10 protein-coding genes are annotated in these 16,107 nt (G+C 73.2%); 5 read left to right on the top strand and 5 right to left on the bottom strand.

The window, feature by feature from the left end:
• Nucleotides 1-32 precede the first annotated feature (32 nt).
• Nucleotides 33-1,238, bottom strand: coding sequence for an ROK family transcriptional regulator (locus ABZ906_RS10210; RefSeq protein ID WP_361379921.1), 1,206 nt, complete (start codon nucleotides 1,236-1,238; stop codon nucleotides 33-35).
• Nucleotides 1,239-1,266: 28 nt separating this feature from the next.
• Nucleotides 1,267-2,730 (bottom strand): xylulokinase, encoded by a 1,464-nt coding sequence (xylB, locus tag ABZ906_RS10205; protein ID WP_361379918.1) that lies wholly within the window; start codon nucleotides 2,728-2,730, stop codon nucleotides 1,267-1,269.
• A 193-nt stretch (nucleotides 2,731-2,923) separates the two neighbouring features.
• Here xylB and xylA point away from each other — a divergent pair, with 193 nt between their 5' ends.
• Both xylA and ABZ906_RS10195 read left to right on the top strand, forming a co-directional pair.
• The gene (gene xylA / locus ABZ906_RS10200) at nucleotides 2,924-4,090 is read left to right on the top strand and encodes a xylose isomerase (RefSeq protein ID WP_361379915.1); all 1,167 of its coding nucleotides are present in this window, start codon (nucleotides 2,924-2,926) and stop codon (nucleotides 4,088-4,090) included.
• A 353-nt stretch (nucleotides 4,091-4,443) separates the two neighbouring features.
• Nucleotides 4,444-4,725: a hypothetical protein gene (locus ABZ906_RS10195; protein ID WP_361379912.1), complete on the top strand. Its 282-nt coding sequence runs from the start codon at nucleotides 4,444-4,446 to the stop codon at nucleotides 4,723-4,725.
• Between the two features lie 10 nt (nucleotides 4,726-4,735).
• Here ABZ906_RS10195 and ABZ906_RS10190 read toward each other — a convergent pair whose 3' ends face one another.
• From ABZ906_RS10190 to ABZ906_RS10180, 3 genes are all read right to left on the bottom strand, one after another.
• Complete coding sequence (locus tag ABZ906_RS10190) at nucleotides 4,736-6,094, bottom strand: esterase-like activity of phytase family protein (protein WP_361379909.1); 1,359 nt, start codon at nucleotides 6,092-6,094, stop codon at nucleotides 4,736-4,738.
• 576 nt (nucleotides 6,095-6,670) lie between these two features.
• Complete coding sequence (locus tag ABZ906_RS10185; RefSeq protein WP_361381384.1) at nucleotides 6,671-7,963, bottom strand: SWF or SNF family helicase; 1,293 nt, start codon at nucleotides 7,961-7,963, stop codon at nucleotides 6,671-6,673.
• A gap of 29 nt (nucleotides 7,964-7,992) precedes the next feature.
• Nucleotides 7,993-10,959 (bottom strand): DEAD/DEAH box helicase, encoded by a 2,967-nt coding sequence (locus ABZ906_RS10180; protein WP_361379906.1) that lies wholly within the window; start codon nucleotides 10,957-10,959, stop codon nucleotides 7,993-7,995.
• A 151-nt stretch (nucleotides 10,960-11,110) separates the two neighbouring features.
• Between ABZ906_RS10180 and ABZ906_RS10175 the strand changes: the two genes are divergently transcribed.
• The 3 genes from ABZ906_RS10175 to ABZ906_RS10165 all read left to right on the top strand — a co-directional run bounded on the left by ABZ906_RS10175 (nucleotide 11,111) and on the right by ABZ906_RS10165 (nucleotide 16,096).
• Nucleotides 11,111-12,166: an acyl-CoA desaturase gene (locus ABZ906_RS10175; RefSeq protein WP_361379903.1), complete on the top strand. Its 1,056-nt coding sequence runs from the start codon at nucleotides 11,111-11,113 to the stop codon at nucleotides 12,164-12,166.
• Nucleotides 12,167-12,307: 141 nt separating this feature from the next.
• Entirely contained in the window at nucleotides 12,308-12,490 is a 183-nt protein-coding gene (locus ABZ906_RS10170) for a hypothetical protein (RefSeq protein ID WP_344522782.1), read from the top strand.
• A 192-nt stretch (nucleotides 12,491-12,682) separates the two neighbouring features.
• On the top strand, nucleotides 12,683-16,096 hold the full coding sequence (locus tag ABZ906_RS10165) for a hypothetical protein (protein ID WP_361379900.1): 3,414 nt from the start codon (nucleotides 12,683-12,685) through the stop codon (nucleotides 16,094-16,096).
• Nucleotides 16,097-16,107 lie beyond the last annotated feature (11 nt).

The following is a 16,107-nucleotide window of genomic DNA, read 5'->3' as shown; positions in this document are numbered from 1 at the left end:
TACTCGGGGCCGGGCGCGGGAGACGGCCGCAACTAGACGGCCGCCCCCGCTGGATCGTCGAGCACCGCCCGTACGACCGAGTGCGCGGCTCCCAGGAGCGGGCCGTCGGACCCCAGCCCGGAGACCGCGACATCGCAGGTCGTGCCCGCCGTGCGGCGCCGCAACTCGCCCTCCAGGGACGGCAGCAGCCAGGGTGCGAGCCGTGACAGGGCCCCGCCGAGCACCACCGAGCGCGGATCGAGCAGATTCACCGCACCGGTGAGCGCGATGCCCAGGGCGGCCCCGGCACCCTGGAGTGCCCTGTGTACGTCCTTGTCGCCCCGTGCGGCACGTTCCGCGAGCAGCCCGACGCGATCCGCACCCGGATCGAGGCCCGCCGCGCGCAACACCGCCTCCTCGCCCGCGTACTGCTCCAGGCAGCCGAGGCCGCCGCACGGGCACGCCGGGCCGTCCGGCCACACCGGCACATGCCCCAGCTCGCCCGCGAAGCCCCGGGTGCCGCGAAGGAGCCGCCCGTCGACGACCAGGGCGGCGCCGATGCCGATCTCCGCCGACACGTGGAGGAAGTCCTGCGGCACCCCGTCGCCGAGCCACAGCTCGGCCAGGGCGCCGAAGTTGGCTTCGTTGTCGACGGTCAGCGGCAGCCTGCCCGGCAGCAGCGCGCCGAGATCGACGTCCTGCCAGTCGAGGTTGGGAGCCCGGACGACCGTCCCGGTGCCGCGGGCGACGAGGCCGGGGACGGCGATGGCCAGCCCCGCCGGGCGCAGTCCTGCCCGGCGGGCCTCGTCGATCACCTGCCCCACCAGCGCGACGAGTTCCCCGAGGACGGGTTCAGGGGCGCGCCCCCGGTTGTCGCCCTGCCGCACGGCACGCGCGCGTACCTCTCCGCGCAGGTCGACCGCGCACACCGAGAGATGATCGACGCCCACCTCGGCGCCGATGCCGGCCGGTCCGCTCCCGCTGACCGCGAGCGCGGAACCGGGGCGCCCCACCCTGTTGCCGGGGCGCTCGGGACCCAGCTCGTCCAGGAGCCCGGAGCGGATCAACTCGTCCACCAGAGTGGAGACGGCGGCTCGCGTCAGGCCGATCCGGGTGGCCACGGCGGCACGGGACAGCGGCCCGTGCGCCGCCACGGCGTGCATGACGCGCGAGAGATTACGGCGGCGCATCCCCTGCTGGGTGTCGGGCAGCGGAGCTCCGGACGAGCCCCGGCGCGCGTCGTGCGGTGGTGCGGTCATGCCCCCGTCAGTCCCTGTTCTTCCGTCCTCATGGCCGTGTGCCCTCCTGGCCCGTGGCGCCGAGCAGCGGCGCCGCGTCGGAGACTACCCCGGCGATCCGGGCGAGCGTCGGTTCGTCCCGCTCCACGGGGGGCAGTACGGGCCCCTCGGCCGTGCCCCAGCGCCGCGCGACGGCCGCGGGATCCTCGCCGGTGAGGAGGCCTGCGGCCTGTGCGGCGGCGCCGAGTGCGACCAGTTCCTTCGCCTCGGGCACCTGGACGGCCCGCCCGGACAGCCGCCGTACGGTGTCCTGCCAGGCCGTGCCCCGGGCCCCGCCGCCGATGAGCAGGAGCGGAGCCGAACGGTCCGCGTCCGCTTCCAGGACCAGGTCCAGGGCGCCGAGCAGCGAGTGCACGGCCCCGTCGTAGGCCGCCTGAAGGAGCTGCCCCGGAGTCGTGTCGTGCCGCAGGCCGTGCAGCAGCCCCGAGGCGTGCGGCAGGTCAGGGGTGCGTTCGCCGTCCAGGTAGGGCAGCAGGGTGACGGCTCCGCCCGCCTCCACCGCCTCCCGGTCGAGGCTCAGCAGCGCGGCCACCCGGTCCACGGCCAGCGTGCAGTTGAGGGTGCAGGCCAAGGGCAGCCATTCGCCGCGTGCGTCGGCGAAGCCCGCCACCGTCCCCGTGGGATCCGCGGTGCGCCGCCTGGAGACCGCGTAGACCGTGCCCGACGTTCCCAGGCTCAGCACCGGAGTGCCGGGGCGCAGGCCGAGTCCGAGCGCGGCCGCGGCGTTGTCGCCGGTGCCCGGGGCTACCAGCGTGCCCTTGGAGAAGGGCAGTTCGCCCCCGCCGCGCACGGTGCCCGCGACCTCGCCGGGGCCGACCACTCGCGGCAGCAGATCGGGGTCCAGGCCGACGAGTCCCAGGATCTCTTCGTCGTACGCCTCCGTCCCCGATGCCCACCATCCCGTGCCGGAGACGTCGCCCCGGTCGGTCGTCCCGCATCCCGTCAGGCGTTCGGTGAGGTAGTCGTGGGGGAGACGCACGGCCGCGGTGGCACGGGCCGCTTCGGGTTCGTGCTCGCTGAGCCAGGCCCACTTGGTCACCGTGAAGGAGGGCCCCGGCACGCTGCCGACGCGCTCGGCCCACGCCTTGGGGCCGCCCAGGCGGTCCACCAACGAGCGGGCCTGCGCCGCCGAGCGCACGTCGTTCCACAGCAGGGCGGGCCGCACCGGCCTGGACTTCGCGTCCAGGGTGACAAGGCCGTGCTGCTGGCCGCCTACCGAGACCGCGGCGGCCTCGCGCGCCGCGGCTCCGCACTGGTCGAGCGCCGAGCGCAGGGCGTTCCACCACTCCTCGGGGTCGCTCTCGCGGGCGGCACCGGAGCTGACGCTGTGCGGGGCCTGACCGCTTGCCACCACCCTGCCCGTGGCGGCGTCGACGACCAGGACCTTGGTGGACTGCGTGGAGCTGTCCACGCCGACGACGAGGGGCCCGTCGGCTGCTGGCGCTGATGACATCGGGGGTCTCCGTTCCCGCGGCTCTTTCCGGGCTCGCCCGGACTTCTTTCCGTCCGACCTTCCCAGGGATGCCTCCGGATACTAATTTGTTAACTGCCATGACGAAATAGTCGCGGCAGGCGCACATCCACGGGCACACAGCCGTGCCCGCGTCGGCCGCACAGCCGTGCACCAGTCATCCAGGGAGCCGCACATGTCGTACCAGCCCACTCCTGAGGACAAGTTCACCTTCGGCCTGTGGACCGTCGGCTGGCAGGGAAGGGACCCGTTCGGCGACGCCACCAGGGCGGCCATCGACCCGGCCGACTCCGTGCGTCACCTGGCTGAACTGGGCGCCTACGGAGTGACCTTCCACGACGACGACCTGATCCCCTTCGGTGCTTCGGACACCGAGCGCGAATCGCACATCAAGCGATTCCGGCAGGCGCTCGACGCGACGGGCCTGGTCGTGCCGATGGCGACCACGAACCTCTTCACCCACCCCGTCTTCAAGGACGGCGGGTTCACCGCCAACGACCGGGACGTACGCCGCTACGCGCTGCGCAAGACGATCCGCAACATCGACCTCGCGGTGGAACTGGGCGCCCGGACCTATGTCGCGTGGGGCGGCAGGGAAGGCGCGGAGTCCGGCGGGGCCAAGGACGTGCGCGTCGCTCTCGACCGCATGAAGGAGGCCTTCGACCTGCTCGGCGACTACGTCACGGAGCAGGGCTACGATCTGCGCTTCGCGATCGAGCCCAAGCCGAACGAGCCGCGCGGCGACATCCTGCTGCCCACCGTCGGGCACGCCCTCGCCTTCATCGAGCGCCTGGAGCGCTCCGAACTGTTCGGCGTCAACCCCGAAGTGGGCCACGAGCAGATGGCCGGCCTCAACTTCCCGCACTCCATCGCCCAGGCCCTGTGGGCGGGCAAGCTCTTCCACATCGACCTCAACGGCCAGACCGGCATCAAGTACGACCAGGACCTGCGCTTCGGCGCGGGCGACGTGCGCAGCGCCTTCTGGCTGGTCGACCTCCTGGAGAGGGGCGGTTACGAGGGCCCGCGGCACTTCGACTTCAAGCCGCCGCGCACGGAGGATTATGCGGGCGTGTGGGCGTCGGCGTCCGGCTGCATGCGCAACTACCTCATCCTCCGGGAGCGAGCCGACGCCTTCCGCGCCGACCCCGAGGTCCAGGAGGCACTGCGGGCGTCCCGCCTGGACGAGCTGTCCCTGCCGACGGCCGAGGACGGGCTCTCCGGGCTGCTCGCCGACCGCAGCGCCTTCGAGGACTTCGACGTGACGGCCGCCGCCGACCGCGGCATGGCCTTCGAGCGCCTCGACCAGCTGGCCATGGACCACCTGCTGGGGGCGCGGGGCTGACCGGAGGTCCTCACTCCGGCGGCATCAACTTCCGCACAGAGGTCGCAATTTCCGCACGGGGGTCGCATTCTGACCCTTTCGAGGCGACTCTTGACGGTATGGCCATGCCGCCCGTACCGCCGCCGCCCTCCCCTCCGCCGGGTGACCCGCCGCCTCCGGGCGACGGTGGCTTCGGTCCGCCCGGAGGGGGGTACGGCCCGCCTCCGGGCGACGGGTACGGGCCGCCTCCCGACGGCGGGGGTTGGCCGCCCGGCGGTGTACCTCCTGGCGGAGGCGGCGGAATGCCCCCTGGCGGGTGGCCGCCCCAGCCGCCGCCCGGAGGGCCTTCGGGGCGGCGGAGCAGGGGGTTCGTCGTGATCGCCGTGCTCGTGGCGATCGGTGCCGTCGTCGCGGTGTTCCTGGTGGTCGGCAGAGGGGACGGCTCCGACGACAAGAAGGGCCCCTCCGGGAGCAGCGAGAGCTCGGACGGCAAGCCCACCCCGTCGCTGAGCATCCCGTCGGAGATCCCCTCGGATCTGCCGTCGGAGGTGCCTTCGGAAGTGCCGTCGAACCTGCCCACCGACCTGCCGTCGGACTTCCCCAGCGATCTGCCGAGCGACCTGGAACTGCCCGAAGCCGTCGCGCGCGGCCGATGAGCGGCCCTGGTCAGATGCCCTTCGGCAGCCGTACGTACGTCACCGTGGTCTCCGCGTCGCTGTCCACGAGGCGGCCGTCCTTGTCGAAGGCCTCCGCTCCGTCCGTCATCCCGAAGTCGTTGTCGTTGATCAGGGCGAGGGTGTGACCGTTCACGCGGGCCACGCCCTCGATCTTGTCGGGAATGCCGTCGATGCCGCCCAGGTCGACCAACAGACGCTTCTTCAGGACGGGCACTCCGGAGGCAGCGGGGTCGTCGAGCTGCTCCAGGGAGGGCTTGGTCGCGGCGTCGTCCCACTGCTCGCCGAGGATGTCGGAGCGGCGGTCCAGCTTCACCGTCTGGAGCCGCGCGGCCTTGTCGGTGCGCTCCTCCACGAGGAGCCTGTCGCGCCCGACGGCCACTACGGAGGAGATCTTCAGCTCGGACGTGTCGTCCTCGCCCGGGTCGACGACATCCACCGCGTCGAAGCGGTACGCGTACTCGGCGGTGACCGCCTGCTTCTGCGGCGAGAAGCGCAGCAGCCGCGCCGTCCGCGAGGCCTCACCCGCGTCCTCGTCCGGCAGGGACAGCGGGCTCTGCACCGCCATCACCAGGTCGCCGCCCGGAAGCTGGGCGAGCCCCTCGAAGCCGCGGTTGCCCTTGCGGTGCAACAGCACGCCGGGCAGCGCCTCGACGACCGGGTAGTCGGCACCCGTCAGCTTCAGACCGTGGGGGACATAGCGCTTGAGCACCTTCCCGCGCGCGGAGACGTGGACGAGCGAAGGTCCGTACTCGTCGACCAGCCAGAAGCTTCCGTCCTGCGCCCGCACGATGCCCTCGGTGTCCAGGCCGTTCGGGTCGTACGTCAGCGCCGTCTTCGCGTCGTAGGTGTACGGAGCCTCGTCACGCCCCTCCTGGTTGGGCAGCCCGGTGACGGGCTTCCCTGACGACGTCGTCAGCGGGAGCGCGTCGATGACCTTCACGGTGTCACCGGTCACGCGGACCTTCACGATCGCCGGGTCGAAACCGGGGACGGGGAACGTGCGCCGCTTCTTGCCGTCCACCTTGATCTGGCCGTTGGGCCCCCGGTCGGTCACCGTCCAGAACTCGCCCTTGCGGCCCGCCGGGTAGATGTCGCTGCCTATGCCGCCCAGATCCACACCGCGGTCGTTCTTCACCGTCCCGGGCAGCAGGGAGTTGCTGAACGTGCCCAGAGGGATCTCGCCCAGTGTCGCCGTCGAGGTGATCCGGGCAGTCTTCTCCTTGCCTTCGCCGCCGGTCTGGGCGCCCGTGGCGGTTCCGGTCACCGCGATCGCGGCGAGCACGGCGAGGGGCACACCCGCGGCGACGGAACGGCGGACGCGACGCTGACGGGCGGCGTGCGGGGACATGGGTGCCTCCTGGGGTGCAAGTGTTCGGTGACGGCGATCAGACTTCGCCGTCGCCGCGAACACAGGGAGGCAGACAGGTGAACGTGAGGGGGCATGCTGACGGCGCCTCCAGCGAGGGGCAGGAGGCGCCGCCGTCACCCACAGGCCGGTCAGCGGTGGTCGGGCACCTGGCCCCTCGTCCCCCTTCGCCTGGATCGCGCTGACGCTCTCATTCATTCCGGGGCCCTGTGGGGCGGGGGAGGCCAGTCGCGGGCGGCGTCCCCCTGATCCGGTGTGATCCACATTCGCGGATGTCATGGCCGCGCTCAATCGCTGGTCAGAGGGAGTGCCCGCGCCGGTGTTCCCGGCGTGAGCGTGCGCGGCACGGATGCGCCGGTGGCCGCGGCGCGCATTCCGGCGGGGAGGCGCACTGCGAGGGGCGTGCAGGTGCGGGGGCGCGAACGCTTGCCTATGCCTATGCCTATGCCTATGCCTATGCCTAGGCCTGTGGCTCCGCGCGCGGTCGTGGTCCGGGCGGGCCCATGGTCCGGTGCGGGCGTGCGAGCGTGCGGGGAACCTGTACCGGACCGGCTTGCCCTACTCGCCGCCGGTCGCCACGGCCAGTGCCGTCGCGGGGTCGTGGGCCGCGGGACCCGCCGGGGCCCAGCGTCCGCGCTCCTTGCGGTAGGGCCACCAGCGGCCGTCGCTCCCGTGCCGCAGCTGGGCGTCACTGCCGACCACGGTCCAGCGGTTGCGGGCCGCGCGCAGCCGCGGCCGCTCGTCCTCCTCCCAGGCCGCGTCCAGCGCCGCACGCGCGCGTGCCAGCGCGTCCGCCTCCGGGGCCCACTCCTCCTCCAGGACGGCCAGCGCCGCCGGACCTCCGTAGCCCCAGGCCCGCACGGCAAGCGCGAGCCCGTCCCGGCCACGGCGGGCGGCGGTCGACAGGCGCGCGGTCACCGCCGCGGGAGCCGTGGCAGCCAGGCGTACGGCATCCTCCTCCAGCGTCAGTTCCCCCTCGACCGGCTGCCGTTCGTGCCCTGGGGAGAGCGCCTCGGCCAGCATCCGGTGCGCCTCCGCTGCTGCCTGCGCGGCAAGGAACTCCAGTGCTGTCACGTCGAGACCGGGCGCGGGCTCCGCCTCCGTGTCGAGGGAGGGCGGCAGACCCGGCTCAGACGGCAGCGGAGGCAGGTCGGGCAGCGGGGGCAGGATCGCTCCCTGCGCGTACGCCTCGTCGGCGTCCACGCCCTCCAGAGCCCGCTCCTCCTCGTCCGCGGGCGTCTCCTCGGCGTCCGCCTGCGCCACGCTGCGTACTTGCAGCTCGTCGAGGAGCTCACGCTCACCGCGGCCGCGCATCAGGAACAGCACGAACGGGTCCTGGTCGAGCAGCCGGGCCACCTGGTAGCAGAGCGCGGCGGTGTGCCCGCAGTGGTCCCACGCGTCACAGTCGCACTGCGGCTCCAGATCGCCGATGCCGGGCAGGAGTTCGACACCTGCTGCCGACGCGTCCTCCACCAGATGCGGCGGCATCTCGCGGTCGAGCAGCGCCGCGATGTGCCCGGCCCGCTCCACGGCCATGTCCAGGAAGCGGTCCCAGTCGTCCTCGCCGAGCCGCTGCAGCAGCACGTCGGAGCGGTGCGGGGTGCCGTGGCGGTCCTTGACGACCGCCGTGATCCGGCCGGGGCGCACCGAGACCGCGCCGACGGCTCCCGCACGCGCGAGTCTGCGGCCGGCCTTGAGCTGCGCGAGATCCAGTGCCGTGTCCTCGAGCGCCTTGAGCCAGGCCTGGCCCCACCAGCTCTGCGCGAAGCCCCGCCCGTGCGCGGGCGGCAGTGCGGCGAAGGTGCGCTCCTGCTCGTAAGCGCCCTCTCCATGACGGCCGTCCGCCCGCATGCCGTCGTCCGCCTCGTCGTACATGTCGCTCATCGCGTCCCCCCTCGCAGCTCCACCAGGTCCGACAGTTCGGCGTCGGTGAGTTCGGTCAGCGCGGCCTCACCGGAACCGAGCACCGCGTCGGCCAACTCCCGCTTGCGCAGCAGCATCTCGGCGATGCGGTCCTCGATCGTCCCCTCCGCGATCAGCCGGTGTACCTGCACTGGCTGCGTCTGCCCGATGCGGTAGGCCCGGTCGGTGGCCTGCGCCTCGACGGCGGGGTTCCACCAGCGGTCGTAGTGCACGACGTGCTCGGCGCGTGTCAGATTCAGGCCGGTGCCCGCGGCCTTCAACGACAGCAGGAAGACCGGCACTTCGCCGTCCTGGAAGCGCTCCACCATGGCCTCGCGTGCCGCGATGGGCGTGCCGCCGTGCAGGAACTGGGTGGGGGTGCCGCGCGCCGCCAGGTGCTGCTCGATGAGGCGTGCCATCTGGACGTACTGGGTGAAGACGAGCACGCTCGCGTCCTCGGAGAGGATCGTGTCGAGCAGTTCATCGAGGAGTTCCAGCTTCCCGGAGCGGCCCTCGATCCGCGGCTTGTCCTCCTTGAGGTACTGCGCGGGGTGGTTGCAGATCTGCTTGAGGCCGGTGAGGAGCTTGACGATCAGGCCGCGGCGGGCGAAGCCGTCGGCGCCGGAGATCTCCGCCAGGGTCTCGCGCACGACGGCTTCGTAGAGGCCGGTCTGCTCCGTGGTGAGGGACACCGCCCGGTCGGTCTCCGTCTTGGGCGGCAGTTCGGGGGCGATACCGGGGTCGGACTTGCGCCTGCGCAGCAGGAAGGGGCGTACGAGCTGGCCGAGCCGCTCGGCGGCTGCCGGGTCCGTGCCGCCTTCGACGGCCTGGGCGTAGCGGGTACGGAAGGTGCCCAGCTTGCCGAGCAGACCCGGGGTGGTCCAGTCGAGGATGGCCCACAGCTCGGAGAGGTTGTTCTCCACGGGGGTGCCGGTGAGCGCCACGCGCGCGCGTGCGCCGATGGTCCGCAGCTGTTTGGCGGTGGCCGAGTAGGGGTTCTTGACGTGCTGGGCCTCGTCGGCGACGACCATGCCCCACGGGGTGTGCGCCAGACTGTCGGCGTCCAGGCGCATCGTGCCGTAGGTGGTGAGCACGAACTCACCGTCGGCCAGGTCCTCCAGGCTGCGCCGGGCGCCGTGGAAGCGGCGTACGGGGGTGCCGGGGGCGAACTTCTCGATTTCGCGCTGCCAGTTGCCCATGAGGGACGTGGGGCAGACGACGAGGGTGGGTCCCGCGGACTCGGTGTCCTTCTGCCGGTGCAGATGCAGGGAGATGAGGGTGATCGTCTTGCCGAGGCCCATGTCGTCGGCGAGGCAGCCGCCCAGGCCCAGGGAGGTCATGCGGGCCAGCCAGTTCAGGCCGCGCAGCTGGTAGTCGCGCAGGTCCGCGGCGAGCGCCGCGGGCTGGCCCACGGGCTCCATGGCCTCGGGGTTCGCGAGGCGTTCGCGCAGGGTGGCGAGCCAGCCCGTCGGCTGGACGTCCACGCGGCGCCCAGCCACCTCGGTCGTGCCCGTCAGAACGGCGCTCAGGGCGTCGATCGGCGTGACCTTGTGGTCCTGGTGTGCGCGGGCGCGCCGGGCCTCTTCGGGGTCGATGAGCACCCACTGGTCGCGCAGGCGCACGACGGGGCGGTTGGCCTCGGCGAGACGGTCGAGCTCCTCGCGCGAGAGCTGCTGACCGCCCAGCGCGAACCGCCAGTTGAAGGAGAGCAGGGCGTCGGCCGAGAGATACGACGGCGTGTCCGACTCCGGCTTGTCCGGCTGTTGCGCGTCCTCGTCGGGTGGGCCGATGACCGCGCGTGCCGTCAGGTCGCGCGCCAGTTCCCGGGGCCAGTGCACCTCGACGCCCGCGGTGGCGAGCATGCGGGAGCCCTCGCCCAGGAGCGAGGTGACCTCTTCGTCGGCGAGTTCGATCGCATCGGGGACGGTGGCCGAGAGCAGCGGGGCGAGCGGCGGCCACGCGCGCGTGGCGCGACGCAGCGCGAGCAGGGCATCCATCCGTGATCGCGGCCCGAAGGCCTGCCCGGAGGCACCCGATCCGGCCCACGCCTCGGCCGCGTCCGCGACGAGCGAGGGGTCGCTGACGCTGTGCATCTGCAGTACGGCACGGAACGGCAGCCGGGTTCCCTCGGAGGTGTCGGACAGCAGGCCGGGCACCTCGACGCGCAGCGAGATCCGTACGCCGGCGTCGTGCCCGGCGGCGACATCGGTGGCCCAGGGCCGCTGCTCGGGGATGTGCTGCGGTTGCGCGGAGGCGAAGGCCGCAGAACCCGCAGCCAGTGTCGCGGCGGGCGTGCGCGGCAGGGCATCGGCCACCGCGTCGAGGAACTGGCGCAGCAGCCGCTCGGGTTCGGGCAGCCGCAGCGGTTCGGAGCCCTCCAGCGGGAGGGCGTGTGCGGCGGGAGGCATCGCGGCGGCCAGGTCGCGCAGGCGGCGCAGGTCGTCGTCGCCCAGCGGGCCGGAACGCCATGCGTCGTGGTCGCTCGGTGTCAGTCCGGGCAACAGTAGTCCGCGCGCGGCGAGTTGCAGCGCGAGCAGGCCCGCCGTGCCCCAGAACGCGGCCGTCGGATGGGTTCCCGCCGTGGCACGCGCGCGGGTCAGGACCGGCAGTGCCGCGCGTACCGGGAGCAGTACCGCGCGGACGTCGCTGAGCTGTGCTCCGTCGTCGCCGGGCACCGCGATGGTCAGTTCCTCGACGGTGCCCGCGGAGCAGGCGGGCGGCGCCTCGCCGTCGGGGCGCCAGAAGGCGATGCGGCCGGTACGGGCCGGATCGGCGGCCACGAACAGCACGGAGCAGCGGGACAGTTCAGAGATCTCGGAAGGTGAGGCGGCAGAGGGCCCAGGCACGGCGATAGCGCATTCCTCAAACTTGACTACTGGGGCTGGAGCGGCCGAGAGTACAGCACGTTTCCCCGAAGGCGTGAGCGAAAAGGGAGTGATCCACATCACGTGGCGCTCCGGGGGTGTAGGTAGCCCCCCTCGCGCCCGGTGCTGTCCCCCTTCGGAAGACGGGTGAAAGCGCCATGGTTGCCCCAGGTCACGGGCTCATACGTTGTGTCACGTCCGCCCGATCCAGTCAGAGACCGGAGACCTCACCATGTCCCAGGCCGCCGCAGCAGTCGCGGAGCGTTCCCCCGGCACCCACCCGAGGCAGTCCGCCGGGAGCGATTTCGCGCCTCTCCTGCGCACCGTGAAGGAGCAGGGGCTCCTGGGCCGCCGCACCGGCTGGTACGCGCGCACCATCATCGTCAACGCGCTGGCGCTCGCCGCCGTCGCGGCGGGCATGTTCCTCGCCGGAGGCTCCTGGTGGGTGCTGCTCCTGGCACCCGTCCTCTCCGTCCTCTGTGCCCGGACGGCCTTCATAGGCCACGATGCGGGCCACTCCCAGATCACCGGCGACCGCGGCGTGAGCCGCGCCATCGGACTCATCCACGGCAACCTCCTCCTCGGGATGAGCTCGGCCTGGTGGAACGACAAACACAACCGCCACCACGCCAACCCCAACCACATCGACAAGGACCCCGACGTCGCCGCCGACGTCCTCGTCTGGACCAGCAAGCAGGCCAGGGTCCGCGTGGGCTTCCGGCGCTGGCTCACCCGCAACCAGGCCTGGCTGTTCTTCCCGCTGACGCTCCTCCAGGGCATCGCCATGAAGATCTACGGCTTCCAGGACCTGCGCCGCCAGGCCCCGCGTGAACGCCTGGTGGAGGGCCTGCTCCTGGTGGCGCACCTGGCTGGGTACGTGACGCTGCTGCTCGCCGCCATGCCGGTGGGCCACGCCCTTGCGTTCGCCGCCGTCCACCAGGCCCTCTTCGGCCTGCACCTCGGCCTCGCCTTCGCACCCAACCACAAGGGCATGGAGATGCCCGACCCCGACGGCGAGCGCTGGGGCCACCTCAGCCGGCAGGTCCTGACCTCGCGCAACATCCGCGGCAGCGCCCTGACCGACTGGTTCCTGGGCGGACTCAACTACCAGATCGAACACCACCTGTTCCCGAGCATGCCCCGCCCCAGCCTGCGCCGCGCCCAGCCCCTGGTCCGCGCTCACTGCGCCGAACTGGGCATGCCGTACACCGAGGCCGGATTCCTCGACTCCTACCGGCAGGTGCTGCGCCACATGTACGAGGTCGGCGAGCCGCTGCGGGTGGAGTAGCCGCGCGGCGGGCGGCGCGGCTCAGGGTTGCCTCAGGGTCGCGCCTCAGGGATCCGTCAGGGGAGCAGACTGGAACCGTGGGCGGTCCGGGCCCGTTTCTCAAGACAGAGAGCGGCAACAGCCGCGAAGGAGGCGACACACATGTCGAAGAACGCGAAGATCGCCGCAGGAGGTGTGGCGGCCGGCATCATCCTGCTGATCTGGCTGCCCTGGTGGGCCGCCCTCCTGATCGTGCTGGGGGTCCCGGCCGCGGCCTATCTGACACTGGACCCCGGACAGCGGCGCAGGCTGCGCCGCGTCTCCCGCAAGGAACTCGGCCACTGACCCGGCGCCCCGCAGCGGGCGCCACACCGGTGAGCAGACGCCCGACGCACCGGCGCTGACGGCTGCTCCGCTCGCGGTCCTGCCCCTGGCGGCTCCGCGAGCGGAAAACCCGTTGCACCCGAGGAGCTCGTGCGTGATCGTGGCGCACATGACTTCCCGAGAGGAGGCCCAGCGATCCTTCGGTGATCGCTGATGGCCGCACACGAGGCGTCGCAGACGCCGTCTTCCCAGCCCCAGCCCACTCCCGCGCCGCTGACAGCGGCCTGGCTGCAGGCGCACTTCGACCCGCTGCCCTTCCCGGCCCGTATGAGCGCCCTCGCCCGCTATGCGCGAGCGCTCACCGCCGACGCGTACGCAACACTCCGCGACGCCCTCGCCGCCGGCACCCCCGACGAACGGCACACGGGCCTCTTCCTCGCCGTCACCCGGCGAGATCTCACCACCGTCGCCGAGGCCCTGACCGACCCCCTCCTGCGCCGCCGCGCCCTCGCCGCCGCCATCCGGCTTCCCGTGCCCGACGCGGCCCTGGAACAGCTCGCGTCGAGCGACATCAGGGCGGTGCGCCACGAGACCTACCGCGTCCTGCGCCTCAGCCGCCGCCACACCCTCGCCGCACGCCTGCTGCCACAGGTCCACGCACGCTTCGGCGCACGCGACGCCGCACAGCTGCTGCCCGCATGCCCCGCCGAGACCACCGGCGCATGGCTGCCGCGACTCGACCCGCCCCCGGGCGTACTGAACGCGCTGACGCGCACCGCACCGCTCGCCGTGGCCCAACTGCTCGCCACCGGCGCCGAAAGCCATGCCGACCGCGGCCGGCACGGCTTCAGGGGCCGCCACCGCGCGGTCGCGAGCGCCGCCGCCGCACGCGACCCGGAAGCCGGACTGCTGCTCCTGGCCCGGGCCCCCGACCTCCTGACACCACAAGCGGCCCGCACCCTGCTGCACCGGCCCGCCAGAGTCCTCGACCTGCTGCGCGCGGCCCCGCCCGACCAGGGCGGCACGCCCGGCGAACTCCCGCTCGGCGCCGGAGCGCTGCCGCCCGCCATACGGCGTGCCCTGCGTGAACTCCCCCTCGCCGACCTGGTGGACCTCGCCCGTCGCTGCCCCGCGACGCAACCACGACACCGCGCACCGGGACGCCACGACATCGAGCCGGACGGCCTCCTTGCGATGCTCCCCGCACCGGAACGCCGCCGCGTGGTCGAGGAACGCACCGCCCGACGCCGCTCGGTGCGCAGCCTGCCCCTGGCCGCGCTCACGGCCCTGGCGCCGGCCGACAGGGGCGCGCTGGTCATGCCTTGGGCGGAGCGCTGGGCGAGCCGGGAGCGGACGGCTGCCCGCCTGGCCGTGGCGCTTCCGCTCGCCCTGGGTGAACCGATACTGCGCGACATGGCCGGGCAGCACCGCGTCCACCAGCGCCTGACGGCCTGGCCCGCGTTGCTCGCCTGCGCCGAACTCGAAGGCGACCCGGACGCATTCGCCCGGATCGCCGGGGACTGCGAACGGGCCTGGCACGACCAGGAAGCGGTGCGCAGGGCCGCCCTCCAGCAACTCGCGGGCGCGCCCCCGCACCTGCTGGCCGCGCTGCCCGACCGGGTTCTGCGAGACGCGGCGCTGACCACCGTCCAGTCCCGCGACTCCACCACCCGCACCCTGGCCCCGGCCGAGCGGCTGCTGCGCCGGGCCGCGGAGAGCGCCGCGGCCACGGACAGGCACGGCCGCGCCGCCTACGCCGTGGAGTTGCTCTGCCACGTCGTGTCCGATCCGCGCTTCCGGCGCCCCGTCACGCCACTGCGCATCGATGCAGAAGCGGCACATGTCCTCTGGTCCGCCACATCGCCGGCCGCCCCCGCGCGCCCCGAACTGGCGACCGCCCTCGCGGAACTCCTCGCACCGCATTTGACCGTGCTTCCGGAACTCGACGCCCTGGTGCGTGCCCTGGCCCTGGAGTCGGACGATCCGGACATCGCGGCCCGCGCGGCGGCCGCCTGGGCCAGGCCGGCAGGGGAGCGGGAGCAGCGCGTCGCCGAACTGATCGGCCACGACGCCTCCTTCGCCTCGATACCCGACATCCTGCGCACCATCGCCGTCCGGCGTACCGACCTGCTGGACGCCGTCCTGCCCGCCGCCGCGGAAGGCCTCACCGGCCGCGTACGCCCCCGCGCCACCGCCTGGGCCTCCGGGCTGCATCCCGCTGTCACCGGCCGCTGGCTGCCCGCACAGCGCCGCGCCTGGGACGAACACCACGCCCGCGTGGCCGTCGACGAGCCGGCCGCCCTGCGCGCCCGCGCCGACGCGGCAGCGCAGGTACGCGACCCGGATCTCCTGACGGCCCTGGCGGAATCGGCACCACAGCCCGTCGCCGCAGCGGCACTGGGCGCGCTCGGTCACGCCATCGGCACGGCCCACGCCGGCCCATCACCCGCCACCGGGCCGCTGCTGGACGTCCTGCTCCGGCACGCAGCGACGGGCGGCGTCCGGGGACGGGCCGCCATGGCATCCGTCCGCCGACTCCTGCAAGCCGTACCGGACTTGGAGGCGGTCGCCCTGCTCGCCCCCGTGGCCTGCGCGCCCGATGCCCCCGTCGGCTCCCGCAAGGAAGCCGTACGCGCCCTCGGCGCGCTCACCGGGGACGCGGCGTTCGACGCTCTGGTGGCAGCCTGGGACACCCCGCGCCAGCATCGCGACGTACGCGCCGTCGTGGCGCGCCACCTCCTGGCCGCGATCGACCGCCCCGCCGTCGCCGACCGCCTGGCCCGGGCCACCGACGAACCCGCCGTACGCGAGGCGGTCATCCACACGCGCGTGGGGCCCGTGCCCGAATCCGCGCAGGGGCCCTACGCGAACTTCCTGGCACGTCTGGTGAGAGAAGGCGGCAGCGAGACCGTCGTCGCCGCCTGTGGTGCACTGCCCGCCTGGCTCACACCGGATGCGGCCGACGCCATGCGGGCCCTCGCCGAGGTCACCACGGACCCGGCACGCTGCCGGAAGGAGTGGGACGCGGCCGCACGGCAATTGGCCCTCTTCCCTCCGGGACCGTTCGCGGAGTCCCTGCTGGAGGGCATCATCGGCCGGCTCCAGGAACACGCCGGTACGCCGGATCCGCAAGCGCGCGCCGTCGCGCTGCGCCGCCTCTCGGGCATCGGCGAGGCCTTGCACGTCCGGCGGGGCTCGTCGCGGACACTTCGCATGGCCGACGTCCTGGCCCGGTCGATGCAGAGCGTGGGCCTGTACGCCGATGCGGCGGCCCTGGCCTGGGAGACCTCGCTGGCCGCCGTGCACCTCGGCCACCATCACCCGGACCGCTGGGAGCAACTCCTGGATCTGGTCGAGGAACATCCCCAAAGGCTGTCCCTGCGGGGCGGGTCGTACGTCGATGCTCCCTCGCCACGCGCGCGTGGCGCCCTGCTGGCCGCCGCCCGCCTGCTGCGCGTGCGCGGGACACCAATGGCCGGAGTGCTGGCGCTCGCACTGGTGCGCGTCGGCGGACCATCGACGACCTGGGACGAGACCTGGCGCGCCGAACTGACGGCCCTGCGTGACCACGCGGACCACGACACGGCCATGGCCGCCTTCCTGCTCGACCCCGACCGCAACCGCTGACGGATCCCGGG

The sequence above is a fragment of the Streptomyces sp. NPDC046925 genome (assembly GCF_040644915.1).
Classification (GTDB): Bacteria; Actinomycetota; Actinomycetes; order Streptomycetales; family Streptomycetaceae; genus Streptomyces.
This window is presented reverse-complemented; position numbering and strand designations above follow the sequence as displayed.